The sequence below is a fragment of the Mucilaginibacter sp. OK098 genome (assembly GCF_900142915.1).
In the GTDB taxonomy this organism is placed as follows: Bacteria; Bacteroidota; Bacteroidia; order Sphingobacteriales; family Sphingobacteriaceae; genus Mucilaginibacter.
Window position 1 is genome coordinate 458,308 of the sequence record NZ_FRCM01000001.1, and the last position, 15,662, is coordinate 473,969.

Here is a 15,662-nt window from a genome sequence, read left to right on the forward strand (position 1 = left end):
ATGATAGACACTTTAAGTTTATATCACAGACAACAAGCCGGTACTCGTTTAGAACAGCTGGCCAGATCAATTGACCTCACCGAAAGCCAATATCGCGACGCCATAGAGCGTTACGAAGCGGTTGGTCGCTTTTTAGCTGATCCATCAGGATCACTTGCAATCTATAATCCCAGACTTGTGCCACAGGGTTCTTTTCGGATCGGAACGGTAATTCGTCCCGATCACGAAGAATGTGAGTTTGATGTTGATACAACTTGCTGGTTGATGATTAACCTACCAGACAGCCAATACCGTATCAAGCAACTGATTGCTCACCGTTTGAACCAAAATGCTAATTATCAGCGTATGCTAAAAGAAAAGCATAGATGCTGGCGATTGATTTACAGCGAGGCGACCCGGTTTCACCTGGACATTGTTCCGGCAGTTCCGGATGATTACCTTCAGTTCGTCAGGTTGGGTGTGCCCGAGGAATTCGCTAAGCACGCTATTAAAATCACGGATGACCGTCATCCTCAGTATTATAATCGCACAACTGACTGGATGGGCAGTAACCCGGAAGGATATGCTTTATGGTTTTTAGAGGTTATGAAGGTGCAAGCACATCGGATTCGCACTGCACTTTCCGCCGAATTGAAAATGAGTCTGGATAAGATTCCTGAATACAAGATAAGAACTCCGTTACAACGTGGCGTTCAACTAATGAAACGACACCGAGATCAGAAATACGGTGATGATGATTTTAAACCCATTTCTGTCATTATTACTACGCTCGCTGCATTATCATATGCCGAAGTAGTCCGTTCTCTCAACTCCGACCTTTTCTTTGATATCATCTATCACATGGTAGAGAAGATGCCATCATTTATCGAAAACCGGGCTGGTGTCAAGTGGATACCGAATCCGGTAAATCCAAATGAGAATTTTGCAGATAAATGGGCTGCTAACAGTAAGCTTGAAAAGAAATTTTATGAGTGGCACGCATCGTTCATGGCTTTATTGCGTAATGATAAGCTTTCCAAAGGTTACCAGGATATAGCTTCAGCGTTAAAGTTATCTTTTGGCGAAAAAACCTTTAACAGAGCTTTTAGTCCGGACTCGAACTTACATAATCCGGCTTCATCTTCGAAGTTGCGAGAAGCGGCCACTTTGCTTTCTGGGGGGATGGCTGCAACTAATCAGTCAGGTCATATAACTAGCAGTTCGTCTGGTATGACGAATCAACCTCACCGTTTCCACTTTTCCCAACCGCCTTATATTCCTAAAAGAAGAGACCATAAGTATGGCGCGTTACGCTACCAGCAAACACTGATCGAGAAAAACTTTTCGTTCTTGAAATGTAAGATAGAAAACAAAGTTTTAAAATGTACCGGTTGGATCACCCCGCCAGGTGCATTAAATGCTTACAAGCTGATGATTGAGTACGTTGTCGGTAAAGAACCTAAAACGACGATTATACATCCAGAAATACAGCCATCACACAAGATTCATATGTATAGAGATCATAGTTTATGCCTCAGCTTTCCGCCGGATATGAAATGGACAGAGGCCAGTCGGGTCGCTGAACTCACCATTCCCTGGCTCGCAGAGTGGCTCGTATACTATGAATTATATCAGGTCAATGGAGGAATATGGGAAGGTCCTCAATCTCCGGCTCACTTAACTGAAGCAACCGTTAATGTAAATGTTGATTGTGACTAAAAAAGGGGAGGCATATTTAAAAATCATGACCTCCCTTTTTATTGTATCTGACTTAATATTATTTTTTTTTAACTACAGATTCTTATTTGATATCCCCCATTTATTAATACTGCTGAAAACGTTGCGTAGCGTTAAGTAAACCATTGATGGCATACAAGAGGGTGTTTTCATCATTAGCACGCTCGGCATGCGTTGCATAAACCTGCACCTGATGTCTTTCTTCAGGGCTTAATTTCCATTTTAATACTTTTTCTACTGCTTTGGCTAAGTAAGTTTTGATCTTAACTATTTGTTTTTCGTAGTCCCTTGGTTTGCCATAGTGCCCTTGGTTAATGTGATCAAGTAGCAGAAATACACTGTTGTCGATTCCTTTTTTTAAATCGCGGCTGGTTTTGTACGCACGCATCATAAATGCCTGGTAGAGGAACGAATCCCCGTAACTGTTTTTTTGAGTTGTCATTTTTATTTAAATTATTTTAAGTGAAACTATAAGTTATCCGGCTTGCCGTAAACGACACAGACGGTTGACTAAAAGTAGTGTGCAACTTGGTTGTAATAAAGGACAGCTTTTTTCAAACTTTTGCGCAGTTTGATGAATGCTCTCAATTACATTGCAGCGTCAAACGGTTTGAAAATAAAAAATATACAAAATCAAAAAAACGACACGGAGTGTTTTGGGTTAAAATTATTGAATATCAGATAGTTGTAAAGTCAAACCTGTAACAGTTGACATTTATAGCTGTTAGAAGATTTCAGCTTTGTAAAAGAAATCTGATTAGGAAATGATTTAAATCGCAAGAATAATTAACCCGGAAAATGAAATAACATAAATTCAATCCATATGCTACTGCTCGAATCGCCGGTTAGCGACATTTCATAGGCAAATGAGGTAGGGTGGGTTGCACCAACAAATCGTTTGAAATTGGGGTGACGATTGACAAATAATGAGACAACTTCGATCGCTTTGCTAAAATCTGGTTGTTTAACAAAAATCATTAGTGCTGTTTTTGTATCCCGCCAGGTCAGGTATCCCAGCAATTGGTCAATAGCTTCAAAAAGTTTTTTCTGTCCTTTCCATATTTTGCATTCCGCAACAAACACATTGGTACCATCTCCCGCATATTTTAGGAGAATATCAGTTTTGCCTTTTTTGTTAAATGCTTCACCTGAACCGGTGGTTGATTCGTAACGGGTTTCCAGAAATAGTAGAAAAATATCACGAAGATCTTCCTCGTGTTTCCCAAGATAGAGTGATGGCTTACGTTCCATAGCCTGTCCGGCATGATAAAGTACTTCCCGGATATCATTATAGACTTTTGACTCCAGAACAGGGATGGTTATGCCATTTATGCGCTCTGCTGAAGGTAATGGAACGGCTTTACGTTTGACCGGCGATGGCGTCAGAAATTCATTTGATCGTGGATTAATGTTTAGTCCGATTTGTCTTCTGAATGCGATTTGTTTGTTAAGTTCTGTTTCTTTATTCCGAAGAAGACCGTCTATAAAATCATATAAATCGTCATTAAAAAGTTCAGCCTGGTTATTGATTCTTTCCAGATTTTTGCTGATCTCCGTTACAAAAGCATTTAACTCCTGTTCGTATTTCTGAGCAGTTTCTTCCGCTATTTCTACATAAACTACAATGATATCCTTGTAGAGTATATGTCGGTGCCGGGTAAAAACGCGATCGTAAGGAACCGGTTTACAGTTAAATAATTCTTTGTCCCCTTTATAAGGTATGGTCACTTTAATTTCGAAAACTTTTTCAACCCATGTATTTTCCAATAGTCTTCTGGGGACATTTTTGATTGTAGATGTACTTGGAGTTGGGGGCTGCAACTGTATGGGACGGGTTTTATATTTGTTTTTTAAGTTTTCGATGAATGAAAGCCGATCGTCAGGCGGAGAATTTAGGGCATTAATTTGTTCGCGTATAGCAGATTTTAAATTTTTAAAATGATCTTGTAGAGATAATTGGGGATTGATTTGTTCAGGCATACACAAAACTAAAAATATTTTAGCCAAATTAATTGAATGCGATTAGGACTCAATTTTCGATATTCAAGTTAAAGCATTATATATCTGCCTGCTCGATTTTTCTTACCAGAAGTATTTTGCCGCTTTCTGTAGCCAGCCAACCATAGTCAAATACATAGTGGTAAATATCGCCTTTCTGCGTTTGATAGATACTTGTGAAAAATTTAAAGCTGAACCCTCGTTCGATCAGCTCTTGTCGTGACACGAGCCGGTTATCCGAACCGTCGTTGTATCGCTCCAGAATTTTATGATTGCGTCGGATAACGTTGATCACTTGCCGGATAAACGGTGGTTCAATACTTTTTTCGAATAATCGCTTTTTTCGATTGTAATCATTTCGGCAAAGGTCATTGCAGAAGCGCTGATCGATCCGGCCGTGCAATCCCTTACCGCACTCTTCGCATTTGCGATCATTTTCTTCAGGAGTCAGACGTATCATTTTTATGCAGTTAGTTGACAGTTAAATACATATCCGATCTATAAACGGTTATATCGGGTGTTTGTGTTTTTTTACCGGATAATTCTGGTAGTGGCTTTCAGTTTTGCAGGAACTAAAAGAGGCAAATCATGGATAGGGAAAATAAAAGCAGGAACACCCAAGACAGGGAAATCATTGCTACGGAAAGTTTTACAAATGGAAACAAGATCTATTTTTTTGACTACATGCAGGCTGTCAATGGCAGTGATTTCATAAAGATCAGCCGTAGCGATCATCTGCCGCAAGGAGGATATGATAAGAACGGCATAGTGTTTTTTGAAGAAGATTTTGAATTTCTATTAGAAGCCATGTCCTCCTTGTTCCGTACAGCAGGCTACCAGCGTGCAGCCATTGATACCACGGGACGCAAAGCCGAAGGCGAACGCACTACCGGTATCAAGAGCTGGGATCCTGACTGCCGGCCGCGTGAGAAATTAATGGGCTCGGGGCGCGAAGCCATGGCAGATGCGGAACTCATAGCTATACTCATTTCTTCAGGTTCACCCAGGGAAACGGCGGTGGAATTGGCGGGTCGTATCCTTGCGAGTGTTGATTTCAGTTTGTTACGATTAAGTTGGTTGAATGTAGAAGAACTTTGCATGTTCAAAGGCATGGGACATGCGAAGAGCACTGCCATCATTGCGGCGATGGAACTATCGGCCAGGTTGGCGGAAGAAAAGATACTGTTAGGGGAGTCGAAGTAGGAAGTGGTCAGCCGGGCCTGTCGCGCTTCTTTACGATTTTCAAAGTGCGCAGGTCCAGCCGCTTCCGTTGTCAGCCGCTTCCCTGCGGTTTAAAACACCGGGTGTCCCGTGCCGCCGCATGCGCGCTGCCCGGATCACCCGGATTTTTTGCGGTCACTTGATAATGTTTTTTTAAGTGCTGTTTTACGCTTTCCCATTCTCTCCACGGGCTTTTTGAGTACAAATTTCTAAAGAGTCGGTCAGATCGCCAAGACCGTGCCCTGCGGGTTTTTGAAAAAAAATCTCCACACCCCGCTGCGCGGGGGTCGTATTTTTTTCCAAAAAGTCTTGTCGTTCTGCCCGCCTCTGTTAGGTGAGGCTGTCATCAAAAAGCCACCGAGGCGTAGCCGAGGGTGACTTAAAAAAGAGAATTATTTAGACAGCGAACCATGAACACGAAGAATTGCAGGGCACCGCCACGGCGCAGAGTCCACAGACCGAAGAACCGAAGCACAGCGAACAGTAATTATTAAAAACACATTAAAATTTAGAAATCATGAAAACAGAAATAATTGATAAGGCCACCAATTTAAACGGTGCAGAAAAGAAAGATAACAAAGCCGCTTTTGTAAATGCTAATCCTGTAAATAAGGACAGTAAGCCACAACCCGAAACCGCCAAGCCTGCCGAGGTGAAGACCGAAGCGCCAAAGGCAGACGCACCCAAGGCGGAGGCGGTTAAAACGGATGCGCCGAAAACCGAAGCACCGAAAGCAGAGGTTGCCCCGGTTGCGGAAGCTAAGCCCGAACCGAAAAAGATCGTGCTGAATTTAGAAGGTACTTTAAAGTTCATCGAGGAAATGCACCGCAAGGCGAAACAGCGCACGAAGTTGCAGGACACCATTAAAAATCTGGACGATTTCGAGGTGGAGTTAAGGGATGAAGCGGACACGACCGACACCAATTATTACAGTGGCTGTGTGCTGACCATCGAGGATGATAACCGCAGGAAGTTTGAAACCAAGAACCCGACCATTATTTGGACGGTAGCGCAGTTGGTAAATAATATGTGCGTGGAAAAACTGGCCGAGATCGAGGCGGGTATTGTGATACCGCAATAATCTTTTAAAAATGGTAACGCCCCCGATAATGGAAGCATCGGGGGCGTTGTTTAAGACAATTTCTAATCTTAAAGCTACAGCAATGTTAGAACTATTTATCGAATTAACCAACCAAATATTTTGGGAGGGTTACGCACAGCAACTGGCACAGGAGCAACCCGCACTATACCAGTACGAACTGGCAGAGTTTATTCAAACTATAACGCTTAGGTTATGGATGATACAATTTTTTTATTGGTCAAGGTAACGATAGCGACCACGCACCGCAATGTGCATGAAGCTATTACGGAGTTGCAACAGCAATCCACCTGTACCATCAGAAACACCCGAAAAGTGCGGGTAAAGAAAACAGAGTTTATGGACTACAAACTAAAATTTTAAAGAAATGGCACACAATCTTAATTATAACGAGCAGACGCAGAAACATAGTTTTATGAGCGTAAAGGAAAAGGCCTGGCATGGTTTGGGGCAGGTCATTGAGCAATACCCGACAAGTGCGGAAGCCTTGATACAGGCGGGGTTAAATTTCGAGGTATTGAAACGCCCGAATATCCACCCGCTACCGAGCGGGGTTAATATTATTTCCGAGAACAGTTATTTTACTTTCCGCACGGATACCGAGGCGGTTTTAGGTGATAAAATTGGCAGGGATTACGAAGTGGTACAGAATACCGAGGCGTTCAGTTTTTTTGATAGCATCGTAGGTGGTAAGGATGGTATTTTATACGAAACTGCCGGGGCGTTAGGGCAGGGGGAAATTATTTTTATTACGGCAAAACTGCCCGATTATATCCGTGTCGGGCGCAATGATTGCATTGAAAAGTATTTATTCCTAACTTCATCACATGACGGAACAGGCAGTATAAATATTGCCTTTACTCCTGTGCGTGTGGTTTGTCAAAATACCTTAAATGCCGCTTTGCGTAATCAAACGAACTGTATTAAGATACGCCATACGGCCAGCGCAGGGGATAAGCTGAAAGAGGCTTATAAAATGTTAGGTATCTCTAACCAGTTATCGGTGGAGTTGGAAGCCATTTATAATCGATGGTCAAGGGTGAGGATCAGCGACCCTGAGGTCAAAAAGCTGATACAGTTAGCCATGATCCCTAATAAGGAGGTTTACGAAAAACTGAAAATGGGTAAGGGAGATGAGTTAAGCAGTCATTTTACCAATATGGTAAGCAGCGTTTTTGATTACGCCATGACCAGCCCGACCCAGCAGGAGGAAACTACGAAAGGTACTTTGTTTGGTGCCTACAATGCCGTTACCGGCTATTTTCAGAATGTCCGCAATTTTAAGACGGAGGAAAGCAAGTTCAAATCCATTATGTACGGCACGGGTTTCGACCGTGCGCAAACCGCTTTTAACCTGTGCAATGATTTTGCGAAGGAGGGAAGCAGCGCATTGCTATTAAACTGAATTTTTAACGGGGGAGCAATCCCCCTTTTAATTTTTAAAGAAGATGGAATTTAAGTCAGTAAACCCCGATCAAAAGTATTCAAAGATCACTTATGATGGAACACATACGTTGGTTAATGTGGAGGACGTTTCAGGGGAAACCATAGCGCAGGTAATGCAGTTATGCGATTACCACCACCTGAATACAAATGCAGGTTTTAAATGCAAACGATTTTATTATCTGCGTGGTGTACGAAACCAATGCCCTTATAACGAGGTATTAGTCGGCTTTTTAGAAACCGAAATTTTGCCAGTTGAATTATTTGAAATTGTGCATTGCCTCTCTTTTTGGAATCAGGAAGCACAAAAGATGTTTGCCATGAATGCCGATAAAGGGGAAAACCTGCAACAGTTTGTTTTGCGGTGTATCGCCGCTGATTGCAGGGCGTTTGTACAACCTTGCGCCGACCGTTTTATAACAGGTCGGGATGCGCAACAGGTTTGGGTTTCGGATAAGGAAACGGAAGAACGGATTTTATTAATTCAATTTATGGAGGAAAAAGGATGAGTTTTATAGTCATTGAAATGCACGGTGGTGCAGCATACGCTATCATCGCAACCGATACAGACGGCAATAATTTAGTGTTTGAGAATAGGGAAGAGGCTGAAAAGGAAGCCGGCGATTGCCAGGACGGTTTAGTAGTCGAATTATAACCACTTGCCAGTTTCAAGATTAGCCCCGAAAGGGGCTTTTTTGCGGGTTAACTTCCGCAAACTTCCCGAAACTCACGATATGATGAAAATGTGAACTTTGAAAGTGAATTATAAGGCCTGATCAAGATTTTGTGCCTTTGTCGATTGTAACTATTTGACGCTCAGTATAGCTTATTTGCGTTTACATTAAGTGGAAAATATTTTCATAATCATTTGATATTCAAATTATTATGCGTAGCTTTGAATTAGTTCCCCATAAGTTCCTTCTTTAAATAAATAAAACTGATACTCAAATGACTTCACTTAGTGTATCGGAAAATGAAATTTACTAATTTTTCGGACAAATCCCATAAACGCTTAGCAAGTAGAGCGTCGTACGAACGTTCATTGCTTTTAACTTTCTCAGGATAACCCCAAAAGAATACTTATTATTGACGGCGATGAGGATATTCTTGAAATTTTGAATGTCGTCTTTACAATTGAACATAACAAATTCCAATTGCACTTCTTTTGCAGGATCTTCCGGATGCTGAAAAATGAAGGAAGCACGGCTATCCTATGTTTTGTCATTATATTTCTTAAATAACGGATGTTTTTGTAGTATATTAATTGCTTAAGTGCGGACTGGAATGAAATTTACCCGCAGTCGGGCAAATTACAAAGGCAAAAGATCTCAAAAGCCTTAGCTAAAGCAAAAGGTGAACAGCAATAACATGGGATAACAAGGGATAACAAGGGTCATATGAAGCGAGAGTTTCACGTATGGCTCTGTGAGGGGCTTGGGCTGAAATGGCCTTGCCTACTCTACCATAAGTAGCTAAAAAGAAAAACACGCCATGAAAACCATGGCGTGTTCCGCTCCAGATATGATAAGATTTAACGCCCAATAATTACAACGGAATTAATTGCCATTGCTGGTTATAGCTGGAACCGTTGTACCATTGCTGAACAGACGAGCCGTTTGTCGTATTGCCGCCGGTATCAAGGCATTTACCTGTTTGAAGGTTAATAACACGGTAATAACCATCTCCGGTTGAAACCAATGACCACCGCTGCGAGTTATTGGTGTCTGTTCCATAGTGTAAAACAGTTGAGCCGTCGCTGGTATTACTACTAACGTCTAAACAACCTCTTCCGTTTTGGCAGCTGAGTGTATAATAGCCGGCGGTGTAGCTAATGTTCCATTTTTGGTTATCGCTTGTTGAACTTGCCCATAATCCGGTGGCTGAGCCGTCACTGGTATTCCCTAAGTTATCTAAACAAATACCTGAAGCGCGATTCTTCAGTTGATAACGGGAATCAGCTACAGGGCCTTGCCAAACAGCCGCTGTCGTTAATTTCCATGACCATCTGAACATATTGGCAGCACCAGGGCTCACTTCTGTGAGATTGGTATTTGAAACATACCACCGATAAGTATCAATATCATTTACACCGGACCAGGCTATGGTACCCATGCTGTTGTCTTTTGCATAAGATAAACCGCCGGTAATAAGAGCCTGATCTTCTTCAACACCGGTACCCCATTGCCAATAAAAACCAATATTTCGGTAGGTTTCAACACCGATCTCAGTAATGATTGTTCTGGCAGCATAGGAGCCGACCTTGGACGACATTATATTATAGTAGCTGCTCCAAACATTATAAGACCCCCAAAACCACCAATAACTATGCAGAGCCAGGTATTGGTTAGTTAACCGGCTATCCGCGCCAACTGCAGTAACATCTGTAGCATATCCGGTTCCATCCAATACACATTTACCAATAGCAGGGCTAAATGTTGTTAGAAAGTTTGCATATAAATTGCATAAGTCGGTGCTTGAATAGTCAACGGGTTCGTTGATTGGCTCATAAAGTACAGAACTATTATTCTTATAAACCTGATTCACGCTCGTCCACATAGTTTTCCATTGCGTAGTATCAGGAACATGATGAACGCTAACCGGCCAATAACATAGGATTACATTACAGCCGTTTGCTACAATTGCATTGATTGCAGATTGATAGGCCGTCCAATAACTTGAGTTTTGTGGTGTCCATGGATTAATAGGCATGCGGATAGTTGTTCCTCCGCTTGCTTTCAATGCATTAGAAATTCTTGTGCCAACGGCTGCTGCTGCAGTTGCCGTTATTGTACTCGTCATACCGCTGGGCAGCACAACACGATTTGATGCATCATTTCCATTGGGGTCGGCCCAGTTGATACCTCTAAAGCCATTTGTGTTACTTGTGGCTAAAGCTAAGTTGTTCGAGATGGTTAACGGCTGGGAAATCCGGGGTTGGATTTCTTTTTTTGAACATCCGGCTAAGTAAAAGGTAAGAAATAATAGGAATGGAATTTTGATTTTGTTTCTCATAACTGTGAATTGAAATTAATTGATAATTGGTTAAGTGTTTGAAAGTTATTTATAATTGTAACCTGTAACGGACTGCTGAAAACGAATAAGGATACAAAAATGCAATCAGGCAACACCGTGATAACCCAGCCTAAATTCGGCACGGAATCCTGTAAATTAATTATCGGCGTATAGAAAGCCATGGTTCGCACATCTGACATAAAATCCTGTACTTCAGTTTTAATCTTGAAATTATCGTTGTTAAAGGCTGCCTTAAACAACGATAATTGGGGGAACGGTTAGTTTAAATTGGTTACGGTAAAGCTCCGGAAAATAGAAAAATTGTAAAGGGGGCAATAGCTCAATATTATGGGGGTAAAATGCTATTTATTGTAGTTTTAACACTAAATTTAAATATTTTGCAGGCAGGAAAGGGGACGAATCGAAATTTAAATTAGCTATAAAAAAAGCTACAGCTCAATGAGATAGCCTTGTTGTTGATTTTTATAAAAATTGTTAAAATAACACTTAAAATTTATTTACATTCGGCCTATTATAAACACTATGCTCTATCGCAAAATAGAAGTTTCTGATAATATCTGAATCTTGAGACTGATGTTTTGAACAGTTGGATTGCGCGATATTTACATTTATAAACGCAACGCTTTTTTTAGCGATAGCCGCACACCCTGTATAGTTAATATTTATTCCGAATTGAATAAGCAATAGTTAACGCTAATGGTACTTTCTTTTCGGTAAATATAATTTGTGTTGATTTTTAAAAAATTAGTAGAAGGCTTCAACTGATTGTATAGCAAGTTTTGGGACATTTCTGTTAATTGCAAGGCCCTGATAGAGACCTGTGAAATAAATTTTAATTAGAGTTTGCCGGCAGCCGATATGAATTGGAAGAGAATCTTTGTTTGTTTGGTTTTTAACATTATGTGCGTATTCCTTGCAGAGGCGCAAGATATGACGTTCATCATACCGAAGGGTGTGAACGGTTATGCGTTAAAGTCTTACACAACCCATGATGGTTTACTCTCAGAAAATATAACGGTAGCTCTTAAAGATAAACAGGGATACATGTGGGTAGGGACTGATAATGGCCTCTGTAAATTTGATGGTTACACCTTCAAATACTTCATAAATATTCCTGGTGATAGCAGCACCATCAGTTCAAACTTCATCAATGCCCTTGCCGAAGACAAAGATGGCAGGATATGGGTAGGTACAATGGATGGACTAAATGTTTTGGACCCGGTAACCGAAAAATTTCAGCGATTCTACCATAGTGAAAATAGGAAGGGTACAATCAGCAACAACAAAATATTTTCTATTTTTTGCGATCGGCAAGGATCGGTTTGGACAGGGACTGATGATGGTTTTAATCAATTTGTCAAAAGTAACCGCACATTTATTGTATATAAACCCGATGTAAGAAACCCATTTGCAATAAAAGGAAAGTCTGTTAATGCCATTATTGAAGATGCTGATAATAATTTGTGGCTTGGGAATTGGAGCGGTGGACTGATTAAATTTGATAAGCTCAAAAAACACTTTTTTAATTACCCTCAAGTTCAACTCCCTCACGAAAAAAATCCAAATGACATATGGACGCTCTGTTATGATCATAAGAGGCATTGTATATGGGTCGGTACCTATTGGGTCGGGCTTTTTTGTTTTGACCTCAGCAACCTGCATTACACTACTTATCAAAGCCCTAACAATCAGAATAAAGCGGCTTTCAGTATCGGGGAATTAAATGACGCATACTTAATAGTTGGAAGTAATGCCGGATTCTATTTCGTAAATAAGGACAACAACATATGGACGAAAATTGACGAGATAAGCAGTACCGCAGATGGGTATGTTTACAACGACAAAGCCGGTATAGTATGGCTTTGCGGTAAGGAAGGTTTAACAAAACTTGATTTTACACAGTATAAATTCCACTTCTCGCCGCTGTCTATTAAACCTAATGATGTAAAAAGCATGTTGTTGAAAGGCTCAGTTTTATGGCTTGGAACTAACAACGGTCTTTATCAACATGATTTGCAAACTAAAACAACTAAAATATTCACTCATACGCATTCCCCGTTCAGTTTAGCAAGTAATCAAATCAGCAAGCTTTACCTTGACAATGAAGGGGCGCTATGGATGGCGACAGAAAACGGATTTGACAAATTCGATGCTAAAACCAATACATTTAGTCATCACTTTCATCATTCTGCACTTGGAAACTTATATAACGAAGATGTTTTCAGAGATATCCTTGAAGTAAATCCTCATGAATACTGGCTTGCGACAGATGCCGGACTTAAGATTTATAATGACGAAAAAAAACAATTTACGCACTATTATAATGACGAAAAAAATCCAAATTCAATTGCCAGCAATCACATTTATAGTTTGTTAAAAGATAAAAACGGCGACGTTTGGATAGGGACGGATGGCAATGGCGTTGACCGTTTTGATCCTAAAACCCAAATATTTCATCATTATACATTTAACGATAAGAAAAATGGAAGTTTAAGCAGTAACATTATTAAATGTCTTTTTGAGGATAGTAATAAAAATATTTGGATTTGCACTGCTGATGGTCTGAATAAATACGTCTTCCAAACAGATACTTTTGTTGTATACTCGCGTAAGGATGGTTTTGCAAATAACGTTTTTAACAATCTTGTCGAAGATAGTAATGGGATCCTTTGGGTTAATACCACGACTGGATTATCCAAATTTGACCCCAGAACGTTGTCGGTAACGAACTTTGATGAAGGCGACGGCGTTTTTTCACACTCATTGATATACAGAACAACCAATGATCAAATTTACTTAGGCGGAAATTCGGGTATAGTATTTTTCGATCCGAAAAAAATAAAGCTTAATAAAAAGACACCGGAAATTTACTTTGTCGATTTTCAGGTGTTTAACAAGTCGGTTCAGCCCGGACCAAATTCTCCAATCAATAAAGTGATCAATAGGGCTGATACGGTCACGCTTGATTATGGACAAAGCGTGTTTTCCATTGAATTTGTAGCGCTTAACTACACTCATTCAGAAAAGAATCTCTACGAGTATATGTTGGAAGGCTTCGATAAAAAATGGATTTTTGGAGGAAGACAAAGACGGGTAACCTATACCAATCTTAACCCCGGGATTTACGTTTTTAAGGTAATTGGAAGTAACAATGATGGTGTTTGGAATAAACATCCAAAATCTTTAACGATCATCATAACACCACCCTGGTATCTGACCTGGTGGGCTTACACAATTTACGCAATAGTTGTTGCCGGACTTATCTATGCCTATTTAAGATATAAAGACCGTCAGGCTAAACTGAAGTATGAAATTCAAATTGCACACTTTGAAAGCGAACAGGAAAAGGAACTCAGTAAAAAGAAATCATCATTCTTTACGAATATTTCCCACGAATTCAGGACGCCACTCACATTAATAATCAATCCCATTAAAGATCTTCTGTATGGCGATAAAAAGGAGGCTGATACCCCCACCTTAACAATTGTTTACCGCAATGCACGGCGTTTGTTAGGTTTAGTGGATCAGCTGTTACTGTTTAAAACAGCAGAGTCAGAGTCAGGCGAGTTAAGATGGAGTAATCTTAATATCATTGACTTGTGTAAGGAGGTTTATTTATGTTTTACGCATGAAGCAAAGCGTAAAAATATTCTCTTTGAATTTGTGTCATCATCTGATTATTTAAACATTTTTGCAGATAGGGAAAAAATCGAAATTGTACTATTTAATCTGCTTTCAAATGCAATTAAATTTACACCTGAACGGGGTGTGATCAGGATCATTACCGAAGAGAGTGAAGAAAGTGTATCTGTCAAAATTCAGGATTCGGGTTTCGGTATTCCAATTGAAGTTGGCGAAAAGCTTTTTGATCGTTTTTATCAAGTTGCTGATGCGAGTGGTAATTCCAACGGCGGTTTTGGTATTGGGCTTTACCTGGTGAAAACTTTTGTTGAACGCCATGGTGGTTCGATAGATTATATAAGTGAATTCGGTAAAGGCACTACCTTCACCATTACTTTAAGAAAGGGTCGTTCGCATTTGAAAGATCAAATCATCTTAGAGCATCCGTCTGCGAGTTCTGTTTTCTTAAAAGAGCTAATTGATAGTGAAATCTCTGCGAATACTTTGGTCGCTACAGCCAACGACCCATCGGACGAGCAGATAGCAGTGGATTTTAAGTCATTACTCATTATCGACGACAACGAAGACATGAGGGAATATATCCGGCAGCTATTTAAGCTGGAATATAATGTGCTTGACGCGGGCAGCGGTGAAGAAGGCCTTAAAATTTTAAATGAACAATGGCCTGATATCGTTATATGTGATGTAATGATGAATGGCTTAACCGGGATAGAAGTTTGTTCCGCCATTAAGGAGAATATAACAACTGCTCATATACCTGTGATTTTGCTAACTGCCAGCGCTTCCACTGAAATCAAGCTAAAGGGGATAGAAGGTGGTGCGGATGACTACATCGGAAAGCCGTTCGACAAAAACATTCTTAAAGCGCGCGTTCATGGACTTCTTAAAAGTAAAAATACGCTTCAGCAATATTTTTACAACGAAATTACCTTAAACAATAATCCTCACAAGGTTTCTATTGAGTATAAGGTGTTTTTGGAATCATGCATTAGAATTATCGAACGACATTTGACCGATCCGAATTTCAATCTTCAAATGCTCGCTTCTGAGTTAAATTTGTCGTATTCAAGTATCTGCAAAAAAATTAAAATGATATCCGGCCAATCTGCAAACAACTTTATAAGGGCTATCAGGCTTAGGAAAGCAGCACAACTATTTGTACATAGCGATTTAAATATATTAGAAACAGCAGACGCGGTAGGGATCAAAGACATTAAATATTTTAGAGAACAATTTAAAAAACTATTTGACTTAAACCCTTCTGAATACATTAAAAGATTCCGAAAGAACTTCAAAAGTGATATGGTCAATCATCGTTCGGATTCAAAAAAAACCAGGAAAGGAATATATCCTTAATTGTTCCTGAAAGTCGGGTTGTTTTTTAACTTTTCTTTCATCTTAAAGAAAAGTTTTACGGGGATGATATTACTGCAATTGCATCGGGGCGGCAATCACTTTCTTGAATTTTATTCAGGAAAGCCGGTTTTTCCTTTTTTACCCCTTTAATTTT

Annotated in this window: 13 protein-coding genes; 9 read left to right on the plus strand and 4 right to left on the minus strand. The window is 40.2% G+C overall.

Annotated elements, in window-relative coordinates; all coding sequences use genetic code 11:
* Complete coding sequence (locus BUE31_RS01860; RefSeq protein WP_073399700.1) at positions 1-1,698, plus strand: nucleotidyltransferase domain-containing protein; 1,698 nt, start codon at positions 1-3, stop codon at positions 1,696-1,698.
* A gap of 103 nt (positions 1,699-1,801) precedes the next feature.
* Here BUE31_RS01860 and BUE31_RS01865 read toward each other — a convergent pair whose 3' ends face one another.
* The 3 genes from BUE31_RS01865 to BUE31_RS01875 all read right to left on the minus strand — a co-directional run bounded on the left by BUE31_RS01865 (position 1,802) and on the right by BUE31_RS01875 (position 4,174).
* The gene (locus BUE31_RS01865; RefSeq protein ID WP_073399701.1) at positions 1,802-2,158 is read right to left on the minus strand and encodes a hypothetical protein; all 357 of its coding nucleotides are present in this window, start codon (positions 2,156-2,158) and stop codon (positions 1,802-1,804) included.
* Positions 2,159-2,502: 344 nt separating this feature from the next.
* Positions 2,503-3,696 (minus strand): hypothetical protein, encoded by a 1,194-nt coding sequence (locus BUE31_RS01870; RefSeq protein WP_073399703.1) that lies wholly within the window; start codon positions 3,694-3,696, stop codon positions 2,503-2,505.
* A 76-nt stretch (positions 3,697-3,772) separates the two neighbouring features.
* Positions 3,773-4,174 (minus strand): hypothetical protein, encoded by a 402-nt coding sequence (locus BUE31_RS01875; protein WP_073399705.1) that lies wholly within the window; start codon positions 4,172-4,174, stop codon positions 3,773-3,775.
* Positions 4,175-4,302: 128 nt separating this feature from the next.
* Between BUE31_RS01875 and BUE31_RS01880 the strand changes: the two genes are divergently transcribed.
* The 7 genes from BUE31_RS01880 (at position 4,303) to BUE31_RS30910 (ending at position 8,132) form a co-directional block, all read left to right on the plus strand.
* The gene (locus tag BUE31_RS01880; RefSeq protein ID WP_073399706.1) at positions 4,303-4,917 is read left to right on the plus strand and encodes a UPF0758 domain-containing protein; all 615 of its coding nucleotides are present in this window, start codon (positions 4,303-4,305) and stop codon (positions 4,915-4,917) included.
* 535 nt (positions 4,918-5,452) lie between these two features.
* Positions 5,453-6,016 carry a hypothetical protein gene (locus BUE31_RS01885; protein WP_073399708.1) on the plus strand — a complete coding sequence of 188 codons (564 nt, stop codon included), beginning with the start codon at positions 5,453-5,455 and terminating at the stop codon, positions 6,014-6,016.
* A gap of 82 nt (positions 6,017-6,098) precedes the next feature.
* Complete coding sequence (locus tag BUE31_RS31285; protein WP_200801846.1) at positions 6,099-6,263, plus strand: hypothetical protein; 165 nt, start codon at positions 6,099-6,101, stop codon at positions 6,261-6,263.
* A complete protein-coding gene (locus tag BUE31_RS31290; RefSeq protein ID WP_200801847.1) occupies positions 6,230-6,397 on the plus strand; it encodes a hypothetical protein in 168 nt (55 codons plus the stop codon). Before BUE31_RS31285 ends, BUE31_RS31290 begins: the two co-directional genes overlap by 34 nt.
* A 4-nt stretch (positions 6,398-6,401) precedes the next feature.
* Entirely contained in the window at positions 6,402-7,439 is a 1,038-nt protein-coding gene (locus BUE31_RS01895) for a DUF932 domain-containing protein (protein ID WP_073399712.1), read from the plus strand.
* 43 nt (positions 7,440-7,482) lie between these two features.
* Complete coding sequence (locus BUE31_RS01900) at positions 7,483-7,986, plus strand: hypothetical protein (RefSeq protein WP_073399714.1); 504 nt, start codon at positions 7,483-7,485, stop codon at positions 7,984-7,986.
* Positions 7,983-8,132 carry a hypothetical protein gene (locus BUE31_RS30910; RefSeq protein ID WP_159440621.1) on the plus strand — a complete coding sequence of 50 codons (150 nt, stop codon included), beginning with the start codon at positions 7,983-7,985 and terminating at the stop codon, positions 8,130-8,132. Before BUE31_RS01900 ends, BUE31_RS30910 begins: the two co-directional genes overlap by 4 nt.
* Before the next feature lie 890 nt (positions 8,133-9,022).
* Here the strand turns inward: BUE31_RS30910 and BUE31_RS01905 are convergent.
* Positions 9,023-10,489 carry an RICIN domain-containing protein gene (locus BUE31_RS01905; protein ID WP_073399716.1) on the minus strand — a complete coding sequence of 489 codons (1,467 nt, stop codon included), beginning with the start codon at positions 10,487-10,489 and terminating at the stop codon, positions 9,023-9,025.
* An 864-nt stretch (positions 10,490-11,353) separates the two neighbouring features.
* On the opposite strand from BUE31_RS01905, the gene BUE31_RS01915 reads away from it, so the two are divergent.
* Positions 11,354-15,508 (plus strand): hybrid sensor histidine kinase/response regulator transcription factor, encoded by a 4,155-nt coding sequence (locus tag BUE31_RS01915; protein WP_143167009.1) that lies wholly within the window; start codon positions 11,354-11,356, stop codon positions 15,506-15,508.
* Positions 15,509-15,662: the final 154 nt, after the last annotated feature.